Here is a 23,554-nt window from a genome sequence, read left to right as displayed (position 1 = left end):
TTCTTATCTCAATAAAATATCCACAGCGACGCGATGCGTTATTGTTGGCTTTTGTTGTTTCTGGAAAACTGTTGTAAACAGAGTTATCCACAGGTTCAGGTTAAAATCTTAATTTTAGAAAAGCTTCGTACGGTGAATGGTATTTTCTTAACTAATTGATATATAACTTAAAAATTAAGATTGTATTTTGTCGTATCGATCACTTGACGATTTTTTCCGGCTTGAATTGCAATGCGTTTTTATTTTTATTCACAAGCTGTGGATGAATCAGGCGTCACGCGGCAACCCCTTTTCAATCACTCTCACCAGACGCTGTTTTTTCGGCAATTGCACTTCGACTACGCACGCATTTCGTCTCTCGATTTGCTGCGCAATCGCCCACGCTATGTGCTCATCAAGAAGTGGGTGCTCACCTTTACGGCTTTCCAGCGCTGTCAAAATCGTTTCATCCCAGGGGGCATTGCCTAATGCTACGGCGATATTACGCAGCCAACGCAGGTGACCTATACGGCGAATCGCCGATCCTTCCGTGACTTTTAAAAACGTCTCTTCGCTCCAGGCGAATAACTCAATGAGTTCCGGTGCGTGTAGCGGCTTACGCGGGCTGAAATCGTCTTCTGTCGTGAGTTGCGAATAGCGATTCCACGGGCAGATAAGCTGGCAGTCATCGCAACCGTAAATACGATTTCCCATTAACGGCCGCAGCTCTTCCGGGATAGCCCCTTCCAGTTCAATCGTCAGATAAGAAATACAACGGCGAGCATCGACAGTATATGGCTCGACGATGGCGCCGGTCGGGCAAATCGTCATGCAGGCCACGCATTTACCGCATCCTTCCTCGACCGGTTGATCCACGGGCAGCGGAATATTGACCAGCAATTCACCTAAAAAGAAGAACGAACCAGCTTCGCGATTGAGGACAAGTGAGTGCTTACCTGTCCAGCCCAGCCCCGCTTTTTCAGCTAACGGGCGCTCGAGAATAGGCGCAGAATCGACAAACGGTCTAAAATTCAGCGAAACACAATGTTGCTGAATCATCTCGCCCAGCTTTTTGAGTCGGTTGCGCAGAAGTTTGTGATAGTCACGACCCAGTGCATAACGGCTAACATAGCCGAGTTTGGGATTTTTCAGCGTGCTGGCAAACGCGGCGTTGGCAGGCAGATAATTCATCCGCACGCTGATCACGCGCAGCGTACCAGGCAATAACTCGTGGGGGCGGGCGCGCAGCATACCGTGACGCGCCATCCAGTCCATTTCGCCGTGGTATTGTTTGTCCAGCCATGCCTGTAGTTTGGGCTCGGACTCGCTGAGATCGGTATCGGTAATACCTACCTGCTGAAAGCCCAGTTCCAGCCCCCATTGTTTAATATTTTGCGCTAACTGATTGAGATCGAGGGGCTCTGACATGACGGACCATACAATGAAGAAAAACCCCGTAAGTATACCACACACCGTCTGGCACGCCGACGATATCCGCCGCGGCGAACGCGAGGCGGCAGATGCGCTGGGGCTCACACTCTATGAGCTGATGCTTCGCGCTGGCGAAGCCGCATTCCAGGTATGTCGTACCGCTTATCCTGACGCCCGCCACTGGCTGGTGCTGTGCGGTTATGGTAATAACGGCGGCGATGGCTACGTGGTCGCGCGGCTGGCCAAAGCGGTCGGCATTGAGGTCACGCTGCTGGCCCTGGAAAGTAGCAAACCGTTACCGGAAGAGGCCGCTCTGGCACGTGAAGCGTGGTTAAACGCGGGAGGCGAGATCCATGCGACGAATATTGTCTGGCCCGAGTCGGTAGATCTGATTGTTGATGCGCTGCTCGGCACCGGATTGCAGCAAGCGCCTCGTGAATCCATTAGTCAGTTAATCGACCACGCTAATACTCACCCTGCGCCGATTGTGGCGGTTGATATCCCTTCCGGGCTGCTGGCTGAAACCGGCGCTACGCCAGGCGCGGTGATCAACGCCGATCACACCATCACTTTCATTGCACTAAAACCAGGCTTGCTCACCGGAAAAGCGCGGGATGTTACTGGACATCTGCATTTTGACTCTCTGGGGCTGGATAGCTGGCTGGCAGGTCAGGAGACGAAAATTCAGCGGTTTTCGGCGGAGCAACTTTCTTACTGGCTAAAACCGCGTCGCCCGACTTCGCATAAAGGCGATCACGGGCGGTTGGTGATTATCGGTGGCGATTACGGTACCGCGGGGGCTATTCGCATGACGGGGGAAGCGGCGCTGCGTGCTGGCGCTGGTTTAGTCAGAGTGCTGACCCGCAGTGAAAACATTGCGCCGCTGCTGACTGCACGACCGGAATTGATGGTGCATGAACTGACGATGGACTCTCTTACCGAAAGCCTGGAATGGGCCGATGTGGTGGTGATTGGTCCTGGTTTGGGCCAGCAAGAGTGGGGGAAAAAAGCCCTGCAAAAAGTTGAGAATTTTCGCAAACCGATGTTGTGGGATGCCGATGCATTGAACCTGCTGGCAATCAATCCCGATAAGCGTCACAATCGCGTGATCACGCCGCATCCTGGCGAGGCCGCACGGCTGTTGGGTTGTTCCGTCGCTGAAATTGAAAGTGACCGCTTACATTACGCGCAACGTCTGGTACAACGTTATGGCGGCGTAGCGGTGCTGAAAGGTGCCGGAACCGTGGTCGCCGCGCATCCTGATGTCTTAGGCATTATTGACGCCGGAAATGCAGGCATGGCTAGCGGCGGCATGGGCGATGTGCTCTCTGGTATTATTGGCGCATTGCTCGGGCAAAAATTGTCGCCATATGATGCGGCGTGCGCGGGCTGTGTCGCACACGGTGCGGCGGCGGATGTTCTGGCGGCGCGTTTGGGGACGCGCGGGATGTTGGCAACCGATCTCTTTTCCACGCTACAGCGTATTGTTAACCCGGAAGTGACTGATAAAAAACATGATGAATCGAGTAATACCGCTCCCTGACGAGCAGGCAACGTTAGACCTGGGCGAGCGGATAGCCAAAGCCTGTGATGGCGCCACCGTAATCTATCTGTATGGCGATTTAGGCGCAGGAAAAACCACTTTCAGCCGGGGCTTTTTACAAGCTCTGGGTCATCAGGGTAATGTCAAAAGCCCTACCTATACGCTGGTCGAACCCTATACGCTCGACAACTTAATGGTTTATCACTTTGATTTGTACCGCCTTGCCGATCCCGAGGAGCTGGAGTTTATGGGGATCCGCGATTATTTTGCCAACGACGCCATCTGCCTGGTGGAGTGGCCGCAACAAGGTACAGGTGTTCTTCCTGACCCGGACGTCGAAATACACATTGATTATCAGGCACAAGGCCGTGAGGCGCGCGTGAGTGCGGTTTCCTCTGCGGGTGAATTGTTGCTGGCGCATTTAGCCGGTTAACCTTTGAAAGGTGGCGGGATGATGTATCGCATCAGAAATTGGTTGGTAGCGACGTTGCTGCTGCTGTGCGCGCAGGCTGGCGCCGCGACGCTCTCTGATATTCAGGTTTCTAATGGCAATCAACAGGCGCGAATAACGTTGAGTTTTATTGGCGATCCTGATTATGCGTTTAGTCATCAAAACAAACGTACTGTGGCGCTGGATATCAAACAAACTGGCGTAATACAGGGGCTGCCGTTGTTGTTTAGCGGCAACAATCTGGTGAAAGCTATTCGTTCCGGCACGCCAAAAGATGCACAAACGTTGCGGCTGGTGGTCGACCTCACCGAAAATGGTAAAACCGAAGCGGTGAAGCGCCAGAATGGTAGCAATTACACCGTTGTCTTTACGATTAATGCCGATGTGCCGCCACCGCCGCCGCCAGTGGTTGCCAAACGTGTTGAAACGCCTGCGGTTGTCGCACCGCGCGTAAGCGAGCCAGCGCGTAATCCGTTTAAAACTGATAGCAACCGGACTACTGGCGTCATCAGTAGTAATACGGTAACGCGTCCGGCAGCCCGCACGACGCCTAACACTGGCGATAAAATTGTTATCGCCATTGATGCCGGGCACGGCGGCCAGGACCCCGGCGCTATTGGCCCAGGCGGTACGCGGGAGAAAAATGTCACTATCGCCATCGCCCGTAAATTGCGCACTTTGCTCAATGACGATCCGATGTTTAAGGGCGTTTTAACCCGTGACGGAGACTACTTTATCTCGGTAATGGGGCGCAGCGACGTCGCACGTAAGCAAAACGCCAATTTCCTGGTGTCGATTCACGCCGATGCCGCACCGAATCGCAGCGCGAGCGGCGCTTCCGTATGGGTGCTCTCTAACCGTCGCGCGAACAGCGAAATGGCAAACTGGCTGGAACAGCATGAGAAACAGTCGGAGCTACTGGGCGGGGCGGGCGATGTGCTGGCGAACAGTCAGTCAGACCCGTATTTAAGCCAGGCGGTGCTGGATTTACAGTTCGGTCATTCTCAGCGGGTAGGGTATGATGTGGCGACCAGTATGATCAGCCAGTTGCAACGCATTGGCGAAATACATAAACGCCGACCAGAGCACGCCAGCCTTGGCGTTCTGCGTTCGCCGGATATCCCATCCGTACTGGTTGAAACCGGTTTTATCAGCAACAACAGTGAAGAACGTTTGCTGGCGAGCGACGGTTACCAACAACAATTGGCCGAAGCCATGTACAGCGGTCTGCGCAATTATTTCCTTGCGCATCCGATGCAGTCTGCGCCACAAGGTGCAACAGCACAAACCGCCAGTACGGCGACGACACCAGATCGCACGCTGCCAAACTAAGGATGATTGATGCCAATTCAGGTCTTACCGCCACAACTGGCGAACCAGATTGCCGCAGGTGAGGTGGTCGAGCGACCTGCGTCGGTAGTCAAAGAACTGGTGGAAAATAGTCTCGATGCGGGTGCGACACGTATCGATATTGATATCGAACGCGGCGGGGCGAAACTTATCCGCATTCGTGATAACGGTTGCGGTATCAAAAAAGACGAGCTGGCGCTGGCGCTGGCTCGCCATGCCACCAGTAAAATCGCCTCTCTGGACGATCTCGAAGCCATTATCAGCCTGGGTTTTCGCGGTGAGGCGCTGGCAAGTATCAGTTCGGTTTCCCGTTTGACGCTCACTTCGCGCACTGCAGAACAGCAGGAAGCCTGGCAGGCTTATGCTGAAGGGCGCGATATGGATGTGACGGTCAAACCTGCCGCCCATCCGGTGGGGACGACGCTGGAAGTGTTGGATCTGTTCTACAACACTCCGGCGCGGCGCAAATTCCTGCGCACTGAGAAAACCGAATTTAACCATATTGATGAAATCATCCGCCGCATTGCGCTGGCACGTTTCGACGTCACTATCAATCTGTCGCATAACGGTAAAATTGTACGCCAGTACCGTGCAGTACCGGAGAATGGGCAAAAAGAACGGCGCTTAGGCGCGATTTGCGGCACCGCTTTTCTCGAACAAGCGCTGGCGATTGCATGGCAGCACGGCGATCTCACGCTACGCGGCTGGGTGGCTGATCCGAATTACACTACGCCCGCGCTGGCAGAAATTCAGTATTGTTATGTGAATGGTCGAATGATGCGCGATCGCCTGATCAATCATGCGATCCGCCAGGCCTGCGAAGACAAACTGGGGGCCGATCAGCAACCGGCGTTTGTGCTGTATCTGGAGATCGACCCACATCAGGTGGACGTCAACGTCCATCCGGCAAAACACGAAGTGCGTTTTCATCAGTCGCGTTTGGTGCATGACTTTATCTATCAGGGCGTGCTGAGCGTGCTACAACAGCAACTGGAAACGCCGCTGCCGCTTGACGATGAACCACAATCTGCACCGCGCGCCATCCCGGAAAACCGCGTGGCGGCAGGGCGTAATCATTTTGCAGAACCGGCAGTTCGTGAGCCTGCAGCTCCGCGCTACTCTCCTGCGCCAGCCGCAGGCAGTCGCCAGGCTGCCACATGGCCGAATGCGCAGCCTGGCTACCAGAAACAGCAAGGTGAAGTGTATCGCCAGCTTTTGCAAACGCCCGCGTCGATGCAAAAACCAAAAGCGCCAGAAGCGCAGGAACCTGCACTTGCAGCGAACAGCCAGAGTTTTGGTCGAGTACTGACTATCGTCCATTCTGACTGTGCATTACTGGATCGAGATGGAAAAATTTCTCTTCTATCTCTGCCTGTGGCGGAGCGCTGGTTGCGTCAGGCGCAACTGACGCCGGGCGAAGTACCGGTTTGCGCCCAGCCGTTGCTCATTCCATTGCGGTTAAAAGTCTCAGGTGAAGAAAAATCGGCATTAGAAAAAGCGCAGTCGGCGCTGGCAGAATTAGGCATCGAATTTCAGTCCGATGCGCAGTATGTGACCATCAGGGCCGTGCCTTTACCCTTACGCCAACAAAATTTACAAATCTTGATTCCTGAACTGATAGGCTACCTGGCGAAGCAGTCCGTATTCGAACCTGGCAATATTGCGCAGTGGATTGCACGAAATCTGATGAGCGAACATGCACAGTGGTCAATGGCGCAGGCCATTACCCTGCTGGCGGACGTCGAACGATTATGTCCGCAGCTTGTGAAAACGCCGCCGGGTGGTCTGTTACAATCTGTTGATTTACATCCGGCGATAAAAGCCCTGAAAGATGAGTGATATCAGTAAGGCGAGCCTGCCTAAGGCGATTTTTTTGATGGGGCCGACGGCCTCCGGTAAAACGGCGTTAGCCATTGAGCTGCGTAAAATTTTACCAGTAGAGTTGATAAGCGTTGATTCTGCCCTTATTTACAAGGGGATGGATATCGGAACGGCGAAGCCGAATGCTGAAGAGTTACTCGTCGCGCCGCACCGATTGCTGGATATTCGCGATCCGTCGCAGGTTTATTCGGCTGCTGATTTTCGCCGCGATGCGTTGGCGGAAATGGCAGATATTACGGCTGCGGGGCGCATCCCACTGTTAGTGGGCGGTACGATGTTGTATTTCAAGGCGTTGCTGGAAGGGTTGTCGCCGCTACCGTCGGCGGACCCGGAAGTGCGGGCCAGAATTGAGCAACAGGCGGCAGAGCAAGGTTGGGAGTCATTGCATCGTCAACTTCAGGAGATTGATCCGGTTGCGGCAGCAAGGATTCATCCAAATGATCCACAAAGGCTTTCCCGGGCACTGGAAGTTTTTTTCATTTCGGGTAAAACTTTAACGGAACTGACGCAAACGTCAGGAGACGCTCTACCGTATCAGGTGCATCAGTTCGCCATCGCCCCGGCGAGCCGTGAACTGCTCCATCAACGAATTGAGCAGCGTTTTCATCAGATGTTGGCTTCAGGTTTTGAAGCAGAAGTCCGGGCGCTTTTTGCCCGAGGAGATTTGCATACGGACTTGCCTTCCATTCGTTGCGTGGGGTATCGCCAGATGTGGTCTTACCTTGAAGGCGAAATCTCATACGATGAAATGGTTTATCGAGGTGTTTGCGCCACGAGACAGTTGGCGAAGCGGCAAATAACCTGGTTGCGTGGTTGGGAAGGGGTTCACTGGCTTGACAGTGAAAAACCAGAACAAGCGCGTGACGAAGTATTACAGGTTGTTGGTGCTATCGCAGGCTGAATGTGTACAATTGAGGCGTATCGTGCGCAATTTTTTCAGAATCGAAAGGTTCAAAGTACAAATAAGCATATAAGGAAAAGAGAGAATGGCTAAGGGGCAATCTTTACAAGATCCGTTCCTGAACGCACTGCGTCGGGAACGTGTTCCAGTTTCTATTTATTTGGTGAATGGTATTAAGCTGCAAGGTCAAATCGAGTCTTTTGATCAGTTCGTGATCCTGTTGAAAAACACGGTCAGCCAGATGGTTTACAAACACGCGATTTCAACTGTTGTCCCGTCTCGCCCGGTTTCTCATCACAGTAACAATGCCGGTGGCGGTACCAGCAGTAACTACCATCACGGTAGCAGCGCGCAGAATGCTTCCGCGCAACAGGACAGCGAAGAAACCGAATAAGGTTTCGGGCTGTTTTTTTTACACGGGGAGCCAGCGATCCTGCGTTCCCCGCTGATCTATTTAGAGGGTTATACGCTTGTTTGACCGTTATGATGCTGGTGAGCAGGCGGTACTGGTACACATCTATTTTACGCAAGACAAAGATATGGAAGACCTCCAGGAGTTCGAATCTCTGGTCTCTTCCGCCGGTGTCGAAGCATTGCAGGTGATTACCGGTAGCCGTAAAGCGCCGCACCCAAAGTATTTTGTTGGTGAAGGTAAAGCCGTTGAAATTGCGGAAGCTGTAAAAGCGACGGGTGCTTCGGTCGTTCTTTTTGACCATGCATTAAGCCCGGCACAGGAGCGTAACCTTGAGCGTTTGTGCGAGTGTCGTGTTATCGACCGCACTGGTCTTATTTTAGATATTTTTGCCCAACGTGCGCGTACCCATGAAGGTAAGTTGCAGGTTGAGCTGGCGCAGCTGCGCCATCTGGCTACGCGCCTGGTGCGTGGCTGGACCCACCTTGAAAGACAGAAAGGCGGGATAGGTTTACGTGGCCCGGGTGAAACCCAGCTCGAAACCGACCGTCGTTTGTTGCGTAATCGCATCGTACAGATACAGTCGCGCCTGGAAAGAGTTGAAAAGCAGCGTGAGCAGGGGCGGCAATCGCGTATCAAAGCCGACGTTCCTACTGTTTCGCTGGTGGGATATACCAACGCCGGTAAATCCACCCTTTTCAATCGCATCACCGAAGCGCGGGTCTACGCGGCAGACCAGTTGTTTGCCACCCTCGACCCGACGTTGCGGCGTATTGACGTCGCGGATGTCGGTGAAACCGTGCTGGCGGATACCGTTGGGTTTATTCGCCATTTGCCTCACGATCTGGTGGCGGCGTTTAAAGCCACGTTGCAAGAGACGCGGCAAGCCACGCTGCTGTTGCATGTGATTGATGCGGCAGATGTGCGTGTACAAGAAAACATCGAAGCGGTGAATACGGTTCTTGAAGAGATCGATGCTCACGAGATCCCAACCCTGCTGGTGATGAACAAGATCGATATGCTGGACGATTTCGAACCGCGTATTGACAGAGATGAAGAAAACAAACCGATCCGTGTCTGGCTTTCCGCGCAGACCGGAGCGGGGATACCACAGCTTTTTCAGGCTTTGACGGAGCGACTTTCCGGTGAGGTGGCGCAGCATACATTGCGTTTGCCGCCGCAGGAAGGGCGTCTGAGAAGTCGTTTTTATCAGCTTCAGGCAATAGAAAAAGAGTGGATGGAGGAAGACGGCAGCGTAAGTCTGCAAGTTCGTATGCCGATCGTTGACTGGCGTCGCCTCTGTAAACAAGAACCGGCGTTGATCGATTACCTGATCTAACCGGCGATCGTCTGAAGCGTGGAGTCATATCCTCTGGCGTCGAAAGACTACAGGGATCACCGCATAACAAATATGGAGCACAAACATGGCGTGGAATCAGCCCGGTAATAACGGACAAGACCGCGACCCGTGGGGAAGCAGCAAACCTGGCGGCAACTCTGAGGGAAATGGAAACAAAGGCGGTCGCGATCAAGGGCCACCTGATTTAGATGATATCTTCCGCAAACTGAGCAAAAAGCTCGGTGGTCTGGGCGGAGGTAAAGGCACTGGATCTGGCGGTGGTAGTTCATCGCAAGGCCCGCGCCCGCAGCTTGGCGGTCGTGTCGTTACCATCGCAGCGGCAGCGATTGTCATTATCTGGGCGGCCAGTGGTTTCTACACCATTAAAGAAGCCGAACGCGGCGTGGTAACACGCTTTGGGAAATTCAGCCATCTGGTTGAGCCTGGTCTGAACTGGAAACCGACGTTTATTGACGAAGTCAAACCGGTGAACGTAGAAGCCGTGCGTGAACTGGCCGCATCCGGTGTGATGCTGACGTCGGACGAAAACGTGGTGCGCGTTGAGATGAACGTGCAGTACCGCGTCACCAATCCAGAAAAATATCTGTATAGCGTGACCAGCCCGGACGACAGCCTGCGTCAGGCTACCGACAGCGCCCTGCGTGGGGTTATCGGTAAATACACCATGGACCGCATTCTGACGGAAGGTCGTACTGTGATTCGTAGCGATACTCAGCGCGAACTGGAAGAGACGATTCGCCCGTATGACATGGGGATCACTCTGCTGGACGTCAACTTCCAGGCAGCTCGTCCGCCGGAAGAAGTTAAAGCCGCGTTTGACGATGCGATTGCCGCGCGTGAAAACGAACAGCAATACATTCGTGAAGCAGAAGCGTATACCAACGAAGTTCAGCCGCGTGCGAACGGTCAGGCGCAGCGTATCCTCGAAGAGGCGCGTGCGTACAAGGCTCAGACCATCCTGGAAGCTCAGGGTGAAGTGGCGCGCTTTGCTAAACTTCTGCCGGAATATAAAGCCGCGCCGGAAATTACTCGCGAGCGTCTGTATATCGAGACGATGGAAAAAGTGTTGGGCAATACCCGCAAAGTGCTGGTTAACGACAAAGGCGGCAACCTGATGGTTCTGCCGTTAGACCAGATGCTGAAAGGCGGTAATGCGCCTGCGGTGAAGAGCGACAACAACGCCAGCAACTTGTTGCGCCTGCCGCCAGCGCCTTCCTCCACGAACAGTGGAGTAAGCAACACATCGTCCACCAGTCAGGGCGATATTATGGACCAACGCCGCGCTAACGCGCAGCGTAATGACTACCAGCGTCAGGGGGAATAACGATGCGTAAGTCAGTTATCGCGATTATCATCATCGTGCTGGTAGTGCTTTACATGTCTGTCTTTGTCGTCAAAGAAGGTGAGCGCGGTATTACACTGCGTTTTGGTAAGGTACTGCGTGACGATGATAACAAACCTTTGGTTTATGAGCCGGGCCTGCATTTCAAGATACCGTTTATTGAAACGGTAAAAATGCTCGACGCGCGTATTCAGACCATGGACAACCAGGCCGATCGCTTTGTGACCAAAGAGAAGAAAGACCTGATCGTCGACTCTTACATCAAATGGCGCATCAGCGATTTCAGCCGTTACTATCTGGCAACGGGCGGCGGCGACATTTCGCAAGCGGAAGTGCTGTTGAAACGTAAGTTCTCTGACCGTTTACGTTCTGAAATCGGTCGTCTGGACGTGAAAGACATCGTCACTGATTCCCGTGGTCGCTTGACCCTGGAAGTGCGTGATGCGCTGAACTCCGGTTCTGCGGGTACCGAAGACGAAGTTACTACTCCAGCAGCGGATAACGCCATTGCCGAAGCGGCAGAGCGCGTAGCCGCTGAAACTAAAGGTAAAGTTGCTGCGATTAACCCGAACAGTATGGCGGCGCTGGGTATTGAAGTTGTCGATGTGCGAATTAAGCAAATCAACCTGCCGACCGAAGTATCTGAAGCGATCTACAACCGTATGCGCGCCGAGCGTGAAGCGGTAGCACGTCGTCACCGTTCACAAGGTCAGGAAGAAGCAGAAAAACTGCGTGCGACTGCCGACTATGAAGTCACCAGAACGCTGGCAGAAGCAGAGCGTCAGGGCCGCATCATGCGCGGTGAGGGCGATGCCGAAGCTGCCAAACTGTTTGCTGATGCATTCAGTCAGGATCCAGACTTCTACGCATTCATCCGTAGCCTGCGAGCTTATGAGAAAAGCTTCTCTGGTAATCAGGACGTGATGGTCATGAGCCCGGACAGCGATTTCTTCCGCTATATGAAGACGCCGAACTCCACGACGCGTTAATATAACGATTGCGGTACAGGTAAAAAGCCACCGCATCCTCAGGGATGTCGGTGGTTTTCTTTTTCTATAAGGATAATGAATGAATTCTACAATCTGGCTGGCGCTTGCCCTTGTTTTGGTGCTGGAAGGTTTAGGGCCGATGCTCTATCCACAGGCATGGAAGAAGATGATCTCCGCGATGACCAATTTACCCGATAATATTTTACGTCGTTTTGGCGGTGGACTTGTGGTTGCGGGCGTTGTGGTCTACTACATGTTGAGGAAAACGATTGGCTGAACAAAAAACAGACTGATCGAGGTCATTTTTGAGTGCAAAAAGTGCTGTAACTCTGAAAAAGCGATGGTAGAATCCATTTTTAAGCAAACGGTGATTTTGAAAAATGGGTAACAACGTCGTCGTACTGGGCACCCAATGGGGTGACGAAGGTAAAGGTAAGATCGTCGATCTTCTGACTGAACGGGCTAAATATGTTGTACGCTACCAGGGCGGTCACAACGCAGGCCATACTCTCGTAATCAACGGTGAAAAAACCGTTCTCCATCTTATCCCATCAGGTATTCTCCGCGAGAATGTAACCAGCATCATCGGTAACGGTGTTGTGCTGTCTCCGGCCGCGCTGATGAAAGAGATGAAAGAGCTGGAAGACCGTGGCATCCCTGTTCGTGAGCGTCTGCTGCTGTCTGAAGCATGTCCGCTGATCCTTGATTATCACGTTGCGCTGGATAACGCGCGTGAGAAAGCGCGCGGCGCGAAAGCGATCGGCACCACGGGGCGTGGTATCGGGCCTGCTTATGAAGATAAAGTGGCACGTCGCGGTCTGCGTGTTGGCGACCTTTTCGACAAAGAAACCTTCGCTGAAAAACTGAAAGAAGTGATGGAATATCACAACTTCCAGTTGGTTAACTACTACAAAGTTGAAGCGGTTGATTACCAGAAAGTTCTGGATGATGTGATGGCCGTTGCCGACATCCTGACTTCCATGGTGGTTGACGTTTCTGACCTGCTTGACCAGGCGCGTCAGCGTGGCGATTTCGTCATGTTTGAAGGTGCGCAGGGTACGCTTCTGGATATCGACCACGGTACTTATCCGTACGTAACCTCTTCCAACACCACTGCGGGCGGCGTGGCGACCGGTTCCGGCCTGGGCCCACGTTATGTTGATTACGTTCTGGGTATCCTCAAAGCTTACTCTACTCGTGTAGGCGCAGGTCCGTTCCCGACTGAACTGTTTGATGAAACTGGCGAGTTCCTCTGCAAGCAGGGTAACGAATTCGGCGCAACGACGGGTCGTCGTCGTCGTACCGGCTGGCTGGATACCGTTGCGGTTCGTCGTGCGGTACAACTGAACTCCCTGTCTGGCTTCTGCCTGACCAAACTGGACGTTCTGGATGGTCTGAAAGAGGTGAAACTCTGCGTGGCTTACCGTATGCCGGATGGTCGCGAAGTGACCACCACTCCGCTGGCAGCAGACGACTGGAAAGGTGTAGAGCCGATTTACGAAACCATGCCGGGTTGGTCTGAATCCACTTTCGGCGTGAAAGATCGTAGCGGTCTGCCGCAGGCTGCGCTGAACTACATCAAGCGAATTGAAGAGCTGACCGGTGTGCCGATCGATATCATCTCTACCGGCCCGGATCGTACTGAAACCATGATTCTGCGCGACCCGTTCGACGCATAATCATGGCACGTCCGGCAGATATTTTGCCTGCCGGGCTAACAATGTGATACATTACTGTGTCGGGTTAGCTAATAGAGCTATCCGGCACAGTGTTAAATCCTCGCTTTTTTCCTTCCCCGAACTGAAATAAATTAGCGACACAGCTTGTGGCTGGTTTATCATCAATACAAGTGTATTTTTCCCGATTTCCCTTTTCTTGAGGTTGATGTGCAGTTAACGAGTTTCACCGATTACGGATTGCGTGCGCTGATCTATATGGCGTCATTACCGGAAGGGCGGATGACCAGTATTTCTGAAGTAACTGATGTCTACGACGTCTCCCGTAATCATATGGTCAAAATAATCAATCAACTTAGTCGTGCCGGCTACGTGACTGCTGTTCGTGGAAAAAATGGCGGCATTCGTCTGGGGAAACCGGCGAGTGCTATACGTATTGGTGATGTGGTGCGTGAGCTGGAACCCTTATCGCTGGTGAATTGCAGCAGTGAGTTTTGCCACATAACACCTGCCTGTCGGTTGAAACAGGCACTTTCTAAGGCCGTGCAAAGTTTTCTGACGGAACTGGATAACTACACGCTTGCCGATTTGGTTGAAGAGAATCAACCGCTTTATAAATTATTGCTGGTGGAGTGACGAAAATCTTCATCAGAGATGACAACGGAGGAACCGAGATGTCACAAGATCCTTTCCAGGAACGCGAAGCTGAAAAATACGCGAATCCCATCCCTAGCCGGGAATTTATCCTCGAACATTTAACCAAACGAGAAAAACCAGCCAGCCGTGATGAGCTGGCAGTAGAACTGCACATCGAAGGCGAAGAGCAACTGGAAGCTTTACGTCGCCGTCTGCGCGCTATGGAGCGCGACGGACAACTGGTCTTCACTCGCCGTCAGTGCTATGCGCTGCCGGAACGCCTCGATCTGGTGAAAGGTACCGTTATTGGTCACCGTGATGGCTACGGCTTTCTGCGGGTTGAAGGGCGTAAAGATGATTTGTATCTCTCCAGCGAGCAGATGAAAACCTGCATTCATGGCGATCAGGTACTGGCGCAGCCGCTGGGCGCCGACCGCAAAGGCCGTCGTGAAGCGCGTATTGTCCGCGTGCTGGTACCCAAAACCAGCCAGATCGTCGGTCGCTACTTTACTGAAGCGGGCGTCGGCTTCGTGGTTCCTGACGACAGTCGTTTGAGCTTCGATATTTTAATCCCGCCCGATCAGATTATGGGCGCGAGGATGGGCTTTGTGGTGGTGGTCGAACTGACCCAACGTCCGACTCGCCGTACCAAAGCGGTGGGTAAAATCGTCGAAGTGCTTGGCGATAATATGGGCACCGGCATGGCGGTCGATATCGCTCTGCGTACCCATGAAATTCCGCACATCTGGCCGCAGGCCGTTGAGCAACAGGTTACCGGGCTGAAAGAAGAAGTACCGGAAGAGGCAAAAGCAGGCCGTGTTGATCTGCGCGATCTACCATTGGTTACCATTGATGGTGAAGATGCTCGTGACTTTGACGATGCGGTTTACTGCGAGAAGAAACGCGGCGGCGGTTGGCGTTTGTGGGTCGCAATTGCCGACGTCAGTTACTATGTGCGTCCGCCAACACCGCTGGACAGAGAAGCGCGTAACCGTGGTACGTCGGTCTACTTCCCGTCGCAGGTTATTCCGATGTTGCCGGAAGTGCTCTCTAACGGCCTGTGCTCGCTCAACCCGCAGGTAGACCGCCTGTGTATGGTGTGCGAAATGACGGTTTCATCGAAAGGGCGATTGACCGGCTATAAATTCTACGAAGCGGTGATGAGTTCTCACGCGCGTCTGACCTACACCAAAGTCTGGCATATTCTGCAAGGCGATCAGGAGCTGCGCGAGCAGTACGCGCCGCTGGTTAAGCATCTCGAAGAGCTGCATAACCTCTATAAAGTGCTGGATAAAGCTCGTGAAGAGCGCGGCGGGATCTCATTTGAAAGCGAAGAAGCGAAGTTTATTTTCAACGCTGAACGTCGTATTGAGCGTATCGAACAGACTCAGCGTAACGATGCACACAAATTAATTGAAGAGTGCATGATTCTGGCGAATATCTCGGCGGCGCGTTTCGTTGAGAAAGCGAAAGAACCGACACTGTTCCGTATTCACGACAAGCCGAGCACTGAAGCGATTACCTCCTTCCGTTCAGTACTGGCGGAGCTGGGGCTGGAACTACCCGGCGGTAACAAGCCGGAACCGCGTGACTACGCTGAGCTGCTGGAGTCGGTGGCCGACCGTCCTGATGCAGAAATGCTGCAAACCATGCTGCTGCGCTCGATGAAACAGGCGATTTATGATCCAGAAAACCGCGGTCACTTCGGTCTGGCATTACAGTCTTATGCGCACTTTACTTCGCCGATTCGTCGTTACCCTGATCTGACGCTGCACCGCGGCATTAAGTATCTGCTGGCGAAAGAGCAGGGGCATCAGGGGAATACCACCGAAACTGGCGGTTATCATTATTCGATGGAAGAGATGCTGCAACTGGGTCAGCACTGTTCGATGGCGGAACGCCGTGCTGATGAAGCGACGCGTGATGTGGCTGACTGGCTGAAGTGTGACTTTATGCTCGACCAGGTTGGCAACGTCTTTAAAGGCGTAATCTCCAGCGTCACCGGATTTGGTTTCTTCGTCCGTCTGGACGAGCTGTTTATTGATGGCCTGGTTCACGTCTCTTCGCTGGACAACGACTACTATCGTTTTGACCAGGTGGGTCAACGTCTGATGGGCGAATCCAGTGGTCAGACTTATCGTCTGGGCGATCGCGTGGAAGTTCGCGTCGAAGCGGTTAATATGGACGAGCGCAAAATCGACTTTAGCCTGATCTCCAGCGAACGCGCGCCGCGTAACGTCGGTAAAACGGCGCGTGAGAAAGCGAAAAAAGGCGATACAGGCAAAAAAGGTGGCAAGCGTCGTCAGGTCGGTAAAAAGGTAAACTTTGAGCCAGACAGCGCCTTCCGCGGTGAGAAAAAAGCGAAGCCGAAAGCGGCGAAGAAAGAGGCGAGAAAAGCGAAAAAGCCCTCGGCTAAAACGCAAAAAATAGCTGCAGCGACCAAAGCGAAGCGTGCGGCGAAGAAAAAAGTGGCAGAGTGATCAATACCCTCTTTAAACAGAAGAGGGTCAGATTGCTGGCAAAATGCGCTTTGTTCATGCCGGATGCGGCGTGAACGCCTTATCCGGTCTACATAATTACGCAAATTCAATATATTGCAGAAATCATGTAGACCTGATAAGCGTAGCGCATCAGGCAAAACGTAAACAACGAGTACATTAATGAGCGAAATGATTTACGGCATCCACGCAGTGCAGGCCCTGCTGGAGCGCGCCCCTGAACGTTTTCAGGAAGTCTTTATTTTAAAAGGCCGTGAAGATAAACGTCTGTTGCCGCTGATTCACGCCCTTGAGTCCCATGGCGTGGTTATCCAGCTGGCAAACCGCCAATATCTCGACGAGAAAAGCGACGGTGGCGTACATCAGGGGATTATCGCCCGCGTTAAGCCGGGACGTCAGTATCAGGAAAATGATCTGCCGGATCTGATCGCTTCGCTCGATCAATCTTTCCTGTTGATCCTCGACGGCGTGACCGATCCGCATAACCTCGGCGCGTGCTTGCGTAGCGCGGATGCCGCAGGTGTTCACGCCGTGATCGTGCCGAAAGATCGCTCCGCACAACTTAACGCCACGGCGAGAAAAGTCGCTTGCGGCGCAGCAGAAAGCGTTCCGCTGATTCGGGTGACTAACCTGGCGCGCACCATGCGTATGCTACAGGAAGAGAATATCTGGATCGTTGGTACGGCGGGTGAAGCAGACCATACTCTCTATCAGAGCAAAATGACCGGACGTCTGGCGCTGGTGATGGGCGCAGAAGGTGAAGGTATGCGTCGCCTGACCCGTGAACATTGCGATGAGTTGATCAGCATCCCAATGGCTGGAAGCGTTTCTTCCCTGAACGTTTCGGTTGCGACCGGAATTTGCTTATTTGAAGCGGTTCGCCAGCGCAGCTAGCTTATCTGAATTATGAAAAGCCATCCAGATTTGGATGGTTTTTTTTCAGTGGCTGGAGGATGCGCGACGCAACGGCATTATTCCGCGTGATGCTGATCAGTATAATGCCATTCAGGAGCGTTTGATTTCGCGCTTTAGCGGTTAGAGTGGATGATGCGTGATGATAACGGTCCGCTGTTGCGTAAGCGCCGTGAGCAATGGGTGGAACCACTATGGAAAAGTATTTTGAGCAACAAAGGATTAATGCCGCTGTTATGGCGTTTTTTCCCTGATCATCCCTAATCTTCTTGCGTCCTGGTTCGATGGCGAAAAACCGCAGATTGCCGCTGGCGAAAGCTATGTACGTAAACCGATCTACTCGCGCGAAGGCGGTAATGTCACCATTTTTGATGGTAAAAATAATGTCATTGACTATGCAGAAGGTGACTACGCCGATGAACCGATGATCTATCAGGCGTTTCAACCGCTACCGCGATTTGGTGATAGCTACACGCTGATTGGTAGCTGGGTTGTCGATGATGAAGCGTGCGGTATGGGGATTCGCGAAGATAACACGCTGATAACCAAAGACACCTCACGTTTTGTCCCACATTACATTGCTGGCTAAGAATGTTTTAGCAATCTCTTTCTGTCAGGAATCCGTGGCAGTGACCATACTTAGGGTGACTGCCATTGATGGAGGGAGACACAGTGCACTGGCAAACTCACACCGTTTTTAATCAACCGATACCATTAAATAACAGCAATTTATATCTGTCAGATGGCGCGCTCTGCGAAGCGGTAACGCGTGAAGGCGCGAGCTGGGATAGCGATTTTCTTGCCAGTATTGGCCAGCAATTAGGGACGGCCGAATCCCTTGAATTGGGGCGGCTGGCGAATGTGAATCCGCCAGAGTTGTTACGCTACGACGCCCAGGGACGCCGTCTGGACGATGTTCGTTTTCATCCCGCATGGCACCTGCTGATGCAGGCGTTATGTACTAATCGGGTGCACAATCTGGCCTGGGAAGAAGATGTTCGCTCCGGCGCATTTGTGGCGCGGGCGGCGCGTTTTATGTTGCACGCGCAAGTTGAGGCCGGATCGTTATGTCCGATAACCATGACCTTTGCCGCCACGCCATTGTTGTTACAGATGCTGCCAGCGCCGTTTCAGGACTGGACTACGCCGTTGTTGAGCGATCGCTACGACTCCCACTTATTGCCCGGCGGACAAAAACGCGGTCTGTTGATTGGCATGGGTATGACGGAAAAGCAGGGCGGCTCAGATGTGATGAGTAATACCACTCGCGCGGAACGTCTGGATGATGGTTCTTATCGACTGGTGGGGCATAAATGGTTTTTCTCGGTGCCGCAAAGTGATGCGCATCTGGTGCTGGCGCAAACCACGGGCGGCTTGTCCTGTTTTTTTGTGCCGCGATTTTTGCCTGATGGGCAACGCAACGCGATTCGCCTGGAACGGCTGAAAGATAAGCTGGGCAATCGCTCCAACGCCAGCTGTGAAGTGGAGTTTCAGGATGCCATCGGCTGGTTACTGGGTCAGGAAGGTGAAGGAATTCGTCTGATCCTGAAAATGGGCGGGATGACGCGTTTTGATTGTGCCCTGGGTAGCCATGCCATGATGCGCCGCGCGTTTTCGCTGGCGGTTTATCATACTCATCAACGTCATGTATTTGGCAAGTCGTTAATTGAACAACCTCTAATGCGTCATGTCTTAAGTCGCATGGCGCTCCAGCTTGAAGGACAAACTGCGCTGCTGTTTCGTCTGGCGCGGGCGTGGGATCGGCGTGCCGATGCTAAAGAAGCCCTGTGGGCGCGCTTATTTACGCCTGCGGCGAAGTTTGTAATCTGCAAAAGCGGTATCCCGTTTGTCGCGGAAGCGATGGAAGCGCTTGGTGGTATTGGTTATTGCGAGGAGAGTGAGTTGCCGCGGCTGTACCGGGAAATGCCGGTGAACAGTATCTGGGAAGGTTCCGGCAACATTATGTGTCTGGATGTTCTGCGCGTTCTTAACAAACAAGCGGGCGTATACGATTTATTGACAGAAGCATTTATGGAAGTGAAAGGGCAGGATCGCTATTTTGATCGCGCAGTTCGTCGTTTGCAGCAACAATTGCGCAAACCGGCTGAAGAACTGGGGCGAGAGATCACTCATCAGCTATTCTTACTGGGCTGTGGTGCGCAAATGTTGAAATATGCCTCTCCACCAATGGCGCAGGCGTGGTGTCAGATGATGTTTGATACGCGCGGTGGCGTGCGGTTGTCAGAGCAGATCCAGAATGATTTATTGCTGCGGGCGACTGGCGGCGTGTGTTTGTAAGTGTCAACGCTGGCACGTCTTCTCATGCCTACAGCAGTATTCTGTACTAATGCCATGAAATTTCAGGATCTGTAGGCCGGATAAGGCGCTTGCGCCGCATCCGGCATTGTTCGCAGTTGATGACACTTACGCATACAGTATCGCCTGTACGCGCCAGTTATCAGGCTGCTGGTCTTCATACATGGTAATAATGCGATACCATGATGCGCCTTGTTCATCGGCTTTTAACGCCACGATACGTTCCACATCCTGCGGATCCCCTGAAATATTGCTAACCGAGATCTGACCTATTTCATTCAGGCCCGTCACGCAGTCAGCACTGGCGAATTCGGCAGACTGTGCCATGGCGCTCGTGGGATAAGTCACTAATTGCAGCGAGGGTGAGGCAAGTAATTGTTTCATCGTCAGCTCCATTTTTCGTTTCCCCGCATGTTGCAGGGCATTCCATCGCGGTAATAAACGTCCGGGCTTCCCGCTGGTAGTTTATTGTGCACAGGTAAACGCATAGGGACGCAAAGCAATGTAAAGCTGACTATGTAAGTTGTCTGATTTATTTACGATATAAAATGGCTTGTGAATACTACTGTCCTGTCACGATGGTTTCGTCCACCATGACGACAACGTAATAATCAGCTTTGGCTGCGGCAGCTTTCGCTCTGATTTCTGCTAATGCGTCATCTGGAGAACCTCGAACCATCGTGGTTACCGTACCTATTCGCTGTAGCCCTTGCGTCTGGTCGCGGCGAATTTCTTACGGATGGTCCGTTACTGGCGGTGCTGGCTGTGGCGTACCTTGCAGTGCGCTACAGGCACTTAACATCAATACCAATAATAAACGGGTAAACCGGTAAATAACGCTATTACGTTTCCTGCTAACCATAGTGTAGTGCCTTATTAATTTAACTTTGGGGGAATGTTCCCGAATTGTTACCTGGTACGCGATTTTCGAATGAAAACGTGGCGAAAGCGTAACCTATATCTCAACATTATGAATCAATACTGTCGGCAGAAACTTGTACTAAGGATTTCTTCATGTCATACCAGACTAAAAGGAGAGACAGATGATTGAATTAGAATCACGAGTACTGGCAGATATTCCTGTTCTTCATGCTTGTCCTGCCGGGCAAAAAGAGACACCGCTACTATGTGTGATTTTTTATCACGGCTTTACTTCATCCAGCCTGGTTTATAGCTATTTTGCTGTCGCACTGGCGCAGGCTGGCTTACGGGTAATAATGCCGGATGCGCCCGATCATGGTATCCGTTTTAGTGGTGATGCATCGCGACGACTCAAACAATTCTGGCAAATTTTGCTGCAAAATATGCATGAGTTCACTGCGTTACGTGCGGCAATTATTGAAGAAAACTTGCTGCTTGATGAACGTCTGGCGGTCGGTGGCGCGTCGATGGGAGCGATGACGGCGCTTGGGATTGCAGCTTGCTATCCATCTGTGAAATGTACTGCCAGTATGATGGGATCTGGCTATTTCACATCGCTTGCCCGTTCTCTGTTTCCACCGTTGCAGCCTGAAACGCCAGCACAGCAAAATGAATTTAATAACATTATTGCTCCACTGGCAGAGTGGGAAGCGACAAACCGCCTGGACGAACTGGGAAGCAGGCCACTGCTGTTATGGCATGGCCTTGACGATGATGTTGTGCCTGCCAAGGAATCACTACGTTTGCAGCAGGCATTAAGAGAAACGGGACGAGATAAACAATTGACCTGTTCGTGGCAGCCAGGCGTCCGTCACCGCATTACGCCTGAGGCGCTGGAGGCTGCTGTGATATTTTTCCGCCAGCATCTTTAAACGCGCAGAATGCTGACCCCTTGCGCTTCCAGTTGTTGCAGGATTTCCGGGTTAGCATTTTTGCCGGTGATCAACATATCGATTTGATCGGCGCGGCTAAAGAGCATACCCGCGCGTTCACCAATCTTGCTGCTATCGACCAGTACGACCAGTTTTCCTACCACGCTCAGCATCTTCTGTTCTGCCATCGCCGTCAGCATATCGGTTTTATACAACCCTTCAGCGGTCAACCCTTTGCCGCTGGTGAACATCCAGTGCCCGGCGTAGAGGCTATTTTCGCTACCCTGCGGACTTAAAGTGATGGACTGACTTTTGTTGTATTGCCCGCCCATGATGATCACGCTGTCGTGTTCCTGATCGATCAGATAATTCGCCAACGGTAGATAATTAGTGATGATTTGCACTGGCTTGCCGCACATTTCTCGCCCGAGCAGGAACGCAGTAGAACCGCAGTTGATGACCACGCTTTCGCCCGGATTCACCAGTTGTGAAGCTGTTTTGGCGATACGAACTTTTTCGTCGTGGTTTTGCGCCTGGTGTAGATTCATTGGCGTCCAGCGCGGGCGCTGTTGAGTAATGGCTTCTGCGCCGTTGCGCACTTTTTTCAGTTTGCCGCTTTCGTCGAGTTTATTGATGTCGCGTCGCGCGGTAGCAGGCGAAATCCCCAGACGCTCAACGACTTTCTCTACGGTCACAAAGCCCAATTGTGCGAGCATTTCCAGGAGGATTTGATGTCTTTGTGCTTCAGTCATGAGCTATTCCGATAAAATTTGATTTTTTTAGATGATATTTGAAATAGCCAGGAAATACTACGCCGGATAGCGCCGTGCTACCCGGCATAAACAACAAATTACAGGAACGATTTGAACGGCAGATCCGGTTCAATGGTGAAGCAATCATCGAAACCACGCGGATAGTGATACTCGAGGTTATCTTTATCTAACGGCCAGGTAAATTTGCCGCCAACCTGCCAGATAAACGGCTTGAAGCCATACTTCAGACGATCTTTTTTCATCTCCCACAGCACGCGGATCTCTTGCGGATCGGCCTGGAAGTTTGACCAGATATCGTGATGGAATGGGATCACCACTTTCGTATTCAGCGCTTCTGCCATGCGCAGGATATCGGCGCTGGTCATTTTGTCAGTAATACCGCGCGGGTTTTCACCGTAAGATCCTAAAGCCACGTCGATCTGATGTTCGTTGCCATGTTTCGCGTAGTAGTTGGAATAGTGAGAGTCGCCACTGTGATACAGGGAGCCGCCTGGCGTTTTGAACAGATAGTTCACTGCGCGATCGTCCATGCCATCCGGCAGGACGCCAGCCGCTTTTTGATCCGCAGGCAGGGTGATCAATGCAGTACGGTCAAATGCGTCAAGTGCATGAATTTCTATATCTTTCACTTTAACCACATCGCCGGGTTTCACCACGATGCAGCGTTCTTTCGGTACGCCCCAGCCAATCCACAGATCCACGCAGGTTTTCGGACCGATGAACGGTACGTCGTCAGCGCAGTTTTGCATCACGGCGGCAGCAACGTTCACGTCAATATGATCATTGTGATCGTGAGTAGCCAGTACGGCGTCGATCTGGCGAATCGCAAACGGATCAAGGACAAACGGTGTAGTACGCAGGTTTGGTTGCAGTTTTTTCACGCCGGCCATGCGTTGCATCTGATGGCCCTGTTTCATCAGCGGGTTACCGTGACTTTGTTTGCCGGTGCCGCACCAGAAATCGACGCACACATTGGTGCCGCCTTCTGATTTCAACCAGATCCCGGTACAACCGAGCCACCACATCGCAAATGTGCCTGGTGCAACCCGCTCCTGTTCAATTTCTTCGTTCAGCCAGCTACCCCACTCCGGGAAGGTGCTCAGGATCCAGGATTCACGGGTGATACTTTTCACTTTACTCATCGCCATTTACCTTCATGGTTGTTCAATTTGAATCAGTTTGTGATTGGTTTTGATTAATCCTGACACTATTTTTTCAGGAAGGCAATGACCGTTTTTTGGGTTTTTGCCAGAAGAGTTGTTGCTGATTTTGGGCAATGTAAGATTTAATGGAGTAGGGAAAATGTTTAAC

The 23,554-nt window shown here is 52.3% G+C and carries 20 protein-coding genes and 2 pseudogenes; 17 read left to right on the top strand and 5 right to left on the bottom strand.

Features of this window, described 5'->3' with window-relative positions; all coding sequences use genetic code 11:
• Nucleotides 1-267: 267 nt before the first annotated feature.
• On the bottom strand, nucleotides 268-1,407 hold the full coding sequence (gene queG, locus EA14781_RS07970) for a tRNA epoxyqueuosine(34) reductase QueG (protein WP_002459968.1): 1,140 nt from the start codon (nucleotides 1,405-1,407) through the stop codon (nucleotides 268-270).
• Between queG and nnr the strand changes: the two genes are divergently transcribed.
• The 16 genes and pseudogenes from nnr to EA14781_RS07890 all read left to right on the top strand — a co-directional run bounded on the left by nnr (nucleotide 1,406) and on the right by EA14781_RS07890 (nucleotide 19,659).
• Nucleotides 1,406-2,953: a bifunctional ADP-dependent NAD(P)H-hydrate dehydratase/NAD(P)H-hydrate epimerase gene (nnr, locus tag EA14781_RS07965; RefSeq protein WP_002459967.1), complete on the top strand. Its 1,548-nt coding sequence runs from the start codon at nucleotides 1,406-1,408 to the stop codon at nucleotides 2,951-2,953. The genes queG and nnr overlap by 2 nt on opposite strands.
• Nucleotides 2,925-3,386 carry a tRNA (adenosine(37)-N6)-threonylcarbamoyltransferase complex ATPase subunit type 1 TsaE gene (gene tsaE / locus EA14781_RS07960; RefSeq protein ID WP_000981968.1) on the top strand — a complete coding sequence of 154 codons (462 nt, stop codon included), beginning with the start codon at nucleotides 2,925-2,927 and terminating at the stop codon, nucleotides 3,384-3,386. The genes nnr and tsaE overlap by 29 nt, the downstream gene beginning before the upstream one ends.
• 18 nt (nucleotides 3,387-3,404) lie before the next feature.
• Nucleotides 3,405-4,736 carry an N-acetylmuramoyl-L-alanine amidase AmiB gene (gene amiB / locus EA14781_RS07955; RefSeq protein WP_000990280.1) on the top strand — a complete coding sequence of 444 codons (1,332 nt, stop codon included), beginning with the start codon at nucleotides 3,405-3,407 and terminating at the stop codon, nucleotides 4,734-4,736.
• A gap of 9 nt (nucleotides 4,737-4,745) precedes the next feature.
• Complete coding sequence (mutL, locus tag EA14781_RS07950) at nucleotides 4,746-6,593, top strand: DNA mismatch repair endonuclease MutL (protein WP_002459965.1); 1,848 nt, start codon at nucleotides 4,746-4,748, stop codon at nucleotides 6,591-6,593.
• Entirely contained in the window at nucleotides 6,586-7,536 is a 951-nt protein-coding gene (gene miaA, locus EA14781_RS07945) for a tRNA (adenosine(37)-N6)-dimethylallyltransferase MiaA (RefSeq protein WP_001280363.1), read from the top strand. Before mutL ends, miaA begins: the two co-directional genes overlap by 8 nt.
• 85 nt (nucleotides 7,537-7,621) lie before the next feature.
• On the top strand, nucleotides 7,622-7,930 hold the full coding sequence (hfq, locus tag EA14781_RS07940) for an RNA chaperone Hfq (RefSeq protein WP_001051882.1): 309 nt from the start codon (nucleotides 7,622-7,624) through the stop codon (nucleotides 7,928-7,930).
• Between the two features lie 76 nt (nucleotides 7,931-8,006).
• Nucleotides 8,007-9,287 (top strand): ribosome rescue GTPase HflX, encoded by a 1,281-nt coding sequence (gene hflX, locus EA14781_RS07935; RefSeq protein WP_000460357.1) that lies wholly within the window; start codon nucleotides 8,007-8,009, stop codon nucleotides 9,285-9,287.
• Between the two features lie 85 nt (nucleotides 9,288-9,372).
• Nucleotides 9,373-10,632: an FtsH protease activity modulator HflK gene (hflK, locus tag EA14781_RS07930; protein WP_000312491.1), complete on the top strand. Its 1,260-nt coding sequence runs from the start codon at nucleotides 9,373-9,375 to the stop codon at nucleotides 10,630-10,632.
• A 2-nt stretch (nucleotides 10,633-10,634) separates the two neighbouring features.
• The gene (gene hflC / locus EA14781_RS07925; protein WP_001232408.1) at nucleotides 10,635-11,639 is read left to right on the top strand and encodes a protease modulator HflC; all 1,005 of its coding nucleotides are present in this window, start codon (nucleotides 10,635-10,637) and stop codon (nucleotides 11,637-11,639) included.
• Between the two features lie 79 nt (nucleotides 11,640-11,718).
• Complete coding sequence (locus tag EA14781_RS07920; protein WP_001089300.1) at nucleotides 11,719-11,916, top strand: DUF2065 domain-containing protein; 198 nt, start codon at nucleotides 11,719-11,721, stop codon at nucleotides 11,914-11,916.
• 103 nt (nucleotides 11,917-12,019) lie between these two features.
• Nucleotides 12,020-13,318, top strand: coding sequence for an adenylosuccinate synthase (purA, locus tag EA14781_RS07915; protein WP_000527967.1), 1,299 nt, complete (start codon nucleotides 12,020-12,022; stop codon nucleotides 13,316-13,318).
• A gap of 207 nt (nucleotides 13,319-13,525) precedes the next feature.
• Entirely contained in the window at nucleotides 13,526-13,951 is a 426-nt protein-coding gene (gene nsrR, locus EA14781_RS07910) for a nitric oxide-sensing transcriptional repressor NsrR (RefSeq protein WP_001177634.1), read from the top strand.
• A 38-nt stretch (nucleotides 13,952-13,989) separates the two neighbouring features.
• Nucleotides 13,990-16,431 carry a ribonuclease R gene (gene rnr / locus EA14781_RS07905; protein ID WP_000076282.1) on the top strand — a complete coding sequence of 814 codons (2,442 nt, stop codon included), beginning with the start codon at nucleotides 13,990-13,992 and terminating at the stop codon, nucleotides 16,429-16,431.
• A 180-nt stretch (nucleotides 16,432-16,611) separates the two neighbouring features.
• Nucleotides 16,612-17,343: a 23S rRNA (guanosine(2251)-2'-O)-methyltransferase RlmB gene (gene rlmB / locus EA14781_RS07900; protein WP_001293271.1), complete on the top strand. Its 732-nt coding sequence runs from the start codon at nucleotides 16,612-16,614 to the stop codon at nucleotides 17,341-17,343.
• Nucleotides 17,344-17,383: 40 nt separating this feature from the next.
• Nucleotides 17,384-17,950, top strand: a pseudogene (locus EA14781_RS07895) (glutathionylspermidine synthase family protein); the annotation flags it as partial.
• An 83-nt stretch (nucleotides 17,951-18,033) separates the two neighbouring features.
• On the top strand, nucleotides 18,034-19,659 hold the full coding sequence (locus EA14781_RS07890) for an isovaleryl-CoA dehydrogenase (protein WP_002459963.1): 1,626 nt from the start codon (nucleotides 18,034-18,036) through the stop codon (nucleotides 19,657-19,659).
• Nucleotides 19,660-19,785: 126 nt separating this feature from the next.
• Here the strand turns inward: EA14781_RS07890 and yjfN are convergent, their stop codons facing one another.
• Together yjfN and bsmA are read right to left on the bottom strand one after the other, a co-directional pair.
• The gene (yjfN, locus tag EA14781_RS07885) at nucleotides 19,786-20,061 is read right to left on the bottom strand and encodes a DUF1471 family protease activator YjfN (RefSeq protein WP_000811568.1); all 276 of its coding nucleotides are present in this window, start codon (nucleotides 20,059-20,061) and stop codon (nucleotides 19,786-19,788) included.
• Between the two features lie 178 nt (nucleotides 20,062-20,239).
• A pseudogene (gene bsmA / locus EA14781_RS07880) lies at nucleotides 20,240-20,539 on the bottom strand (biofilm peroxide resistance protein BsmA).
• Nucleotides 20,540-20,720: 181 nt separating this feature from the next.
• Between bsmA and yjfP the strand changes: the two are divergent.
• The gene (gene yjfP / locus EA14781_RS07875) at nucleotides 20,721-21,470 is read left to right on the top strand and encodes an esterase (protein WP_000571040.1); all 750 of its coding nucleotides are present in this window, start codon (nucleotides 20,721-20,723) and stop codon (nucleotides 21,468-21,470) included.
• On the opposite strand, the gene ulaR is transcribed toward yjfP, so the two are convergent.
• Both ulaR and ulaG read right to left on the bottom strand, forming a co-directional pair.
• Nucleotides 21,467-22,222 carry an HTH-type transcriptional regulator UlaR gene (gene ulaR / locus EA14781_RS07870; RefSeq protein ID WP_000133642.1) on the bottom strand — a complete coding sequence of 252 codons (756 nt, stop codon included), beginning with the start codon at nucleotides 22,220-22,222 and terminating at the stop codon, nucleotides 21,467-21,469. The genes yjfP and ulaR overlap by 4 nt on opposite strands.
• A gap of 98 nt (nucleotides 22,223-22,320) precedes the next feature.
• On the bottom strand, nucleotides 22,321-23,385 hold the full coding sequence (gene ulaG / locus EA14781_RS07865) for an L-ascorbate 6-phosphate lactonase (protein WP_024164655.1): 1,065 nt from the start codon (nucleotides 23,383-23,385) through the stop codon (nucleotides 22,321-22,323).
• Between the last annotated feature and the right edge of the window lie 169 nt (nucleotides 23,386-23,554).

Source organism: Escherichia albertii NBRC 107761 = DSM 17582 (assembly GCF_000759775.1).
Classification (GTDB): Bacteria; Pseudomonadota; Gammaproteobacteria; order Enterobacterales; family Enterobacteriaceae; genus Escherichia; species Escherichia albertii.
Note: the sequence above shows the minus strand (reverse complement) of the source record. Positions and strands in the feature narration are given on the sequence as shown.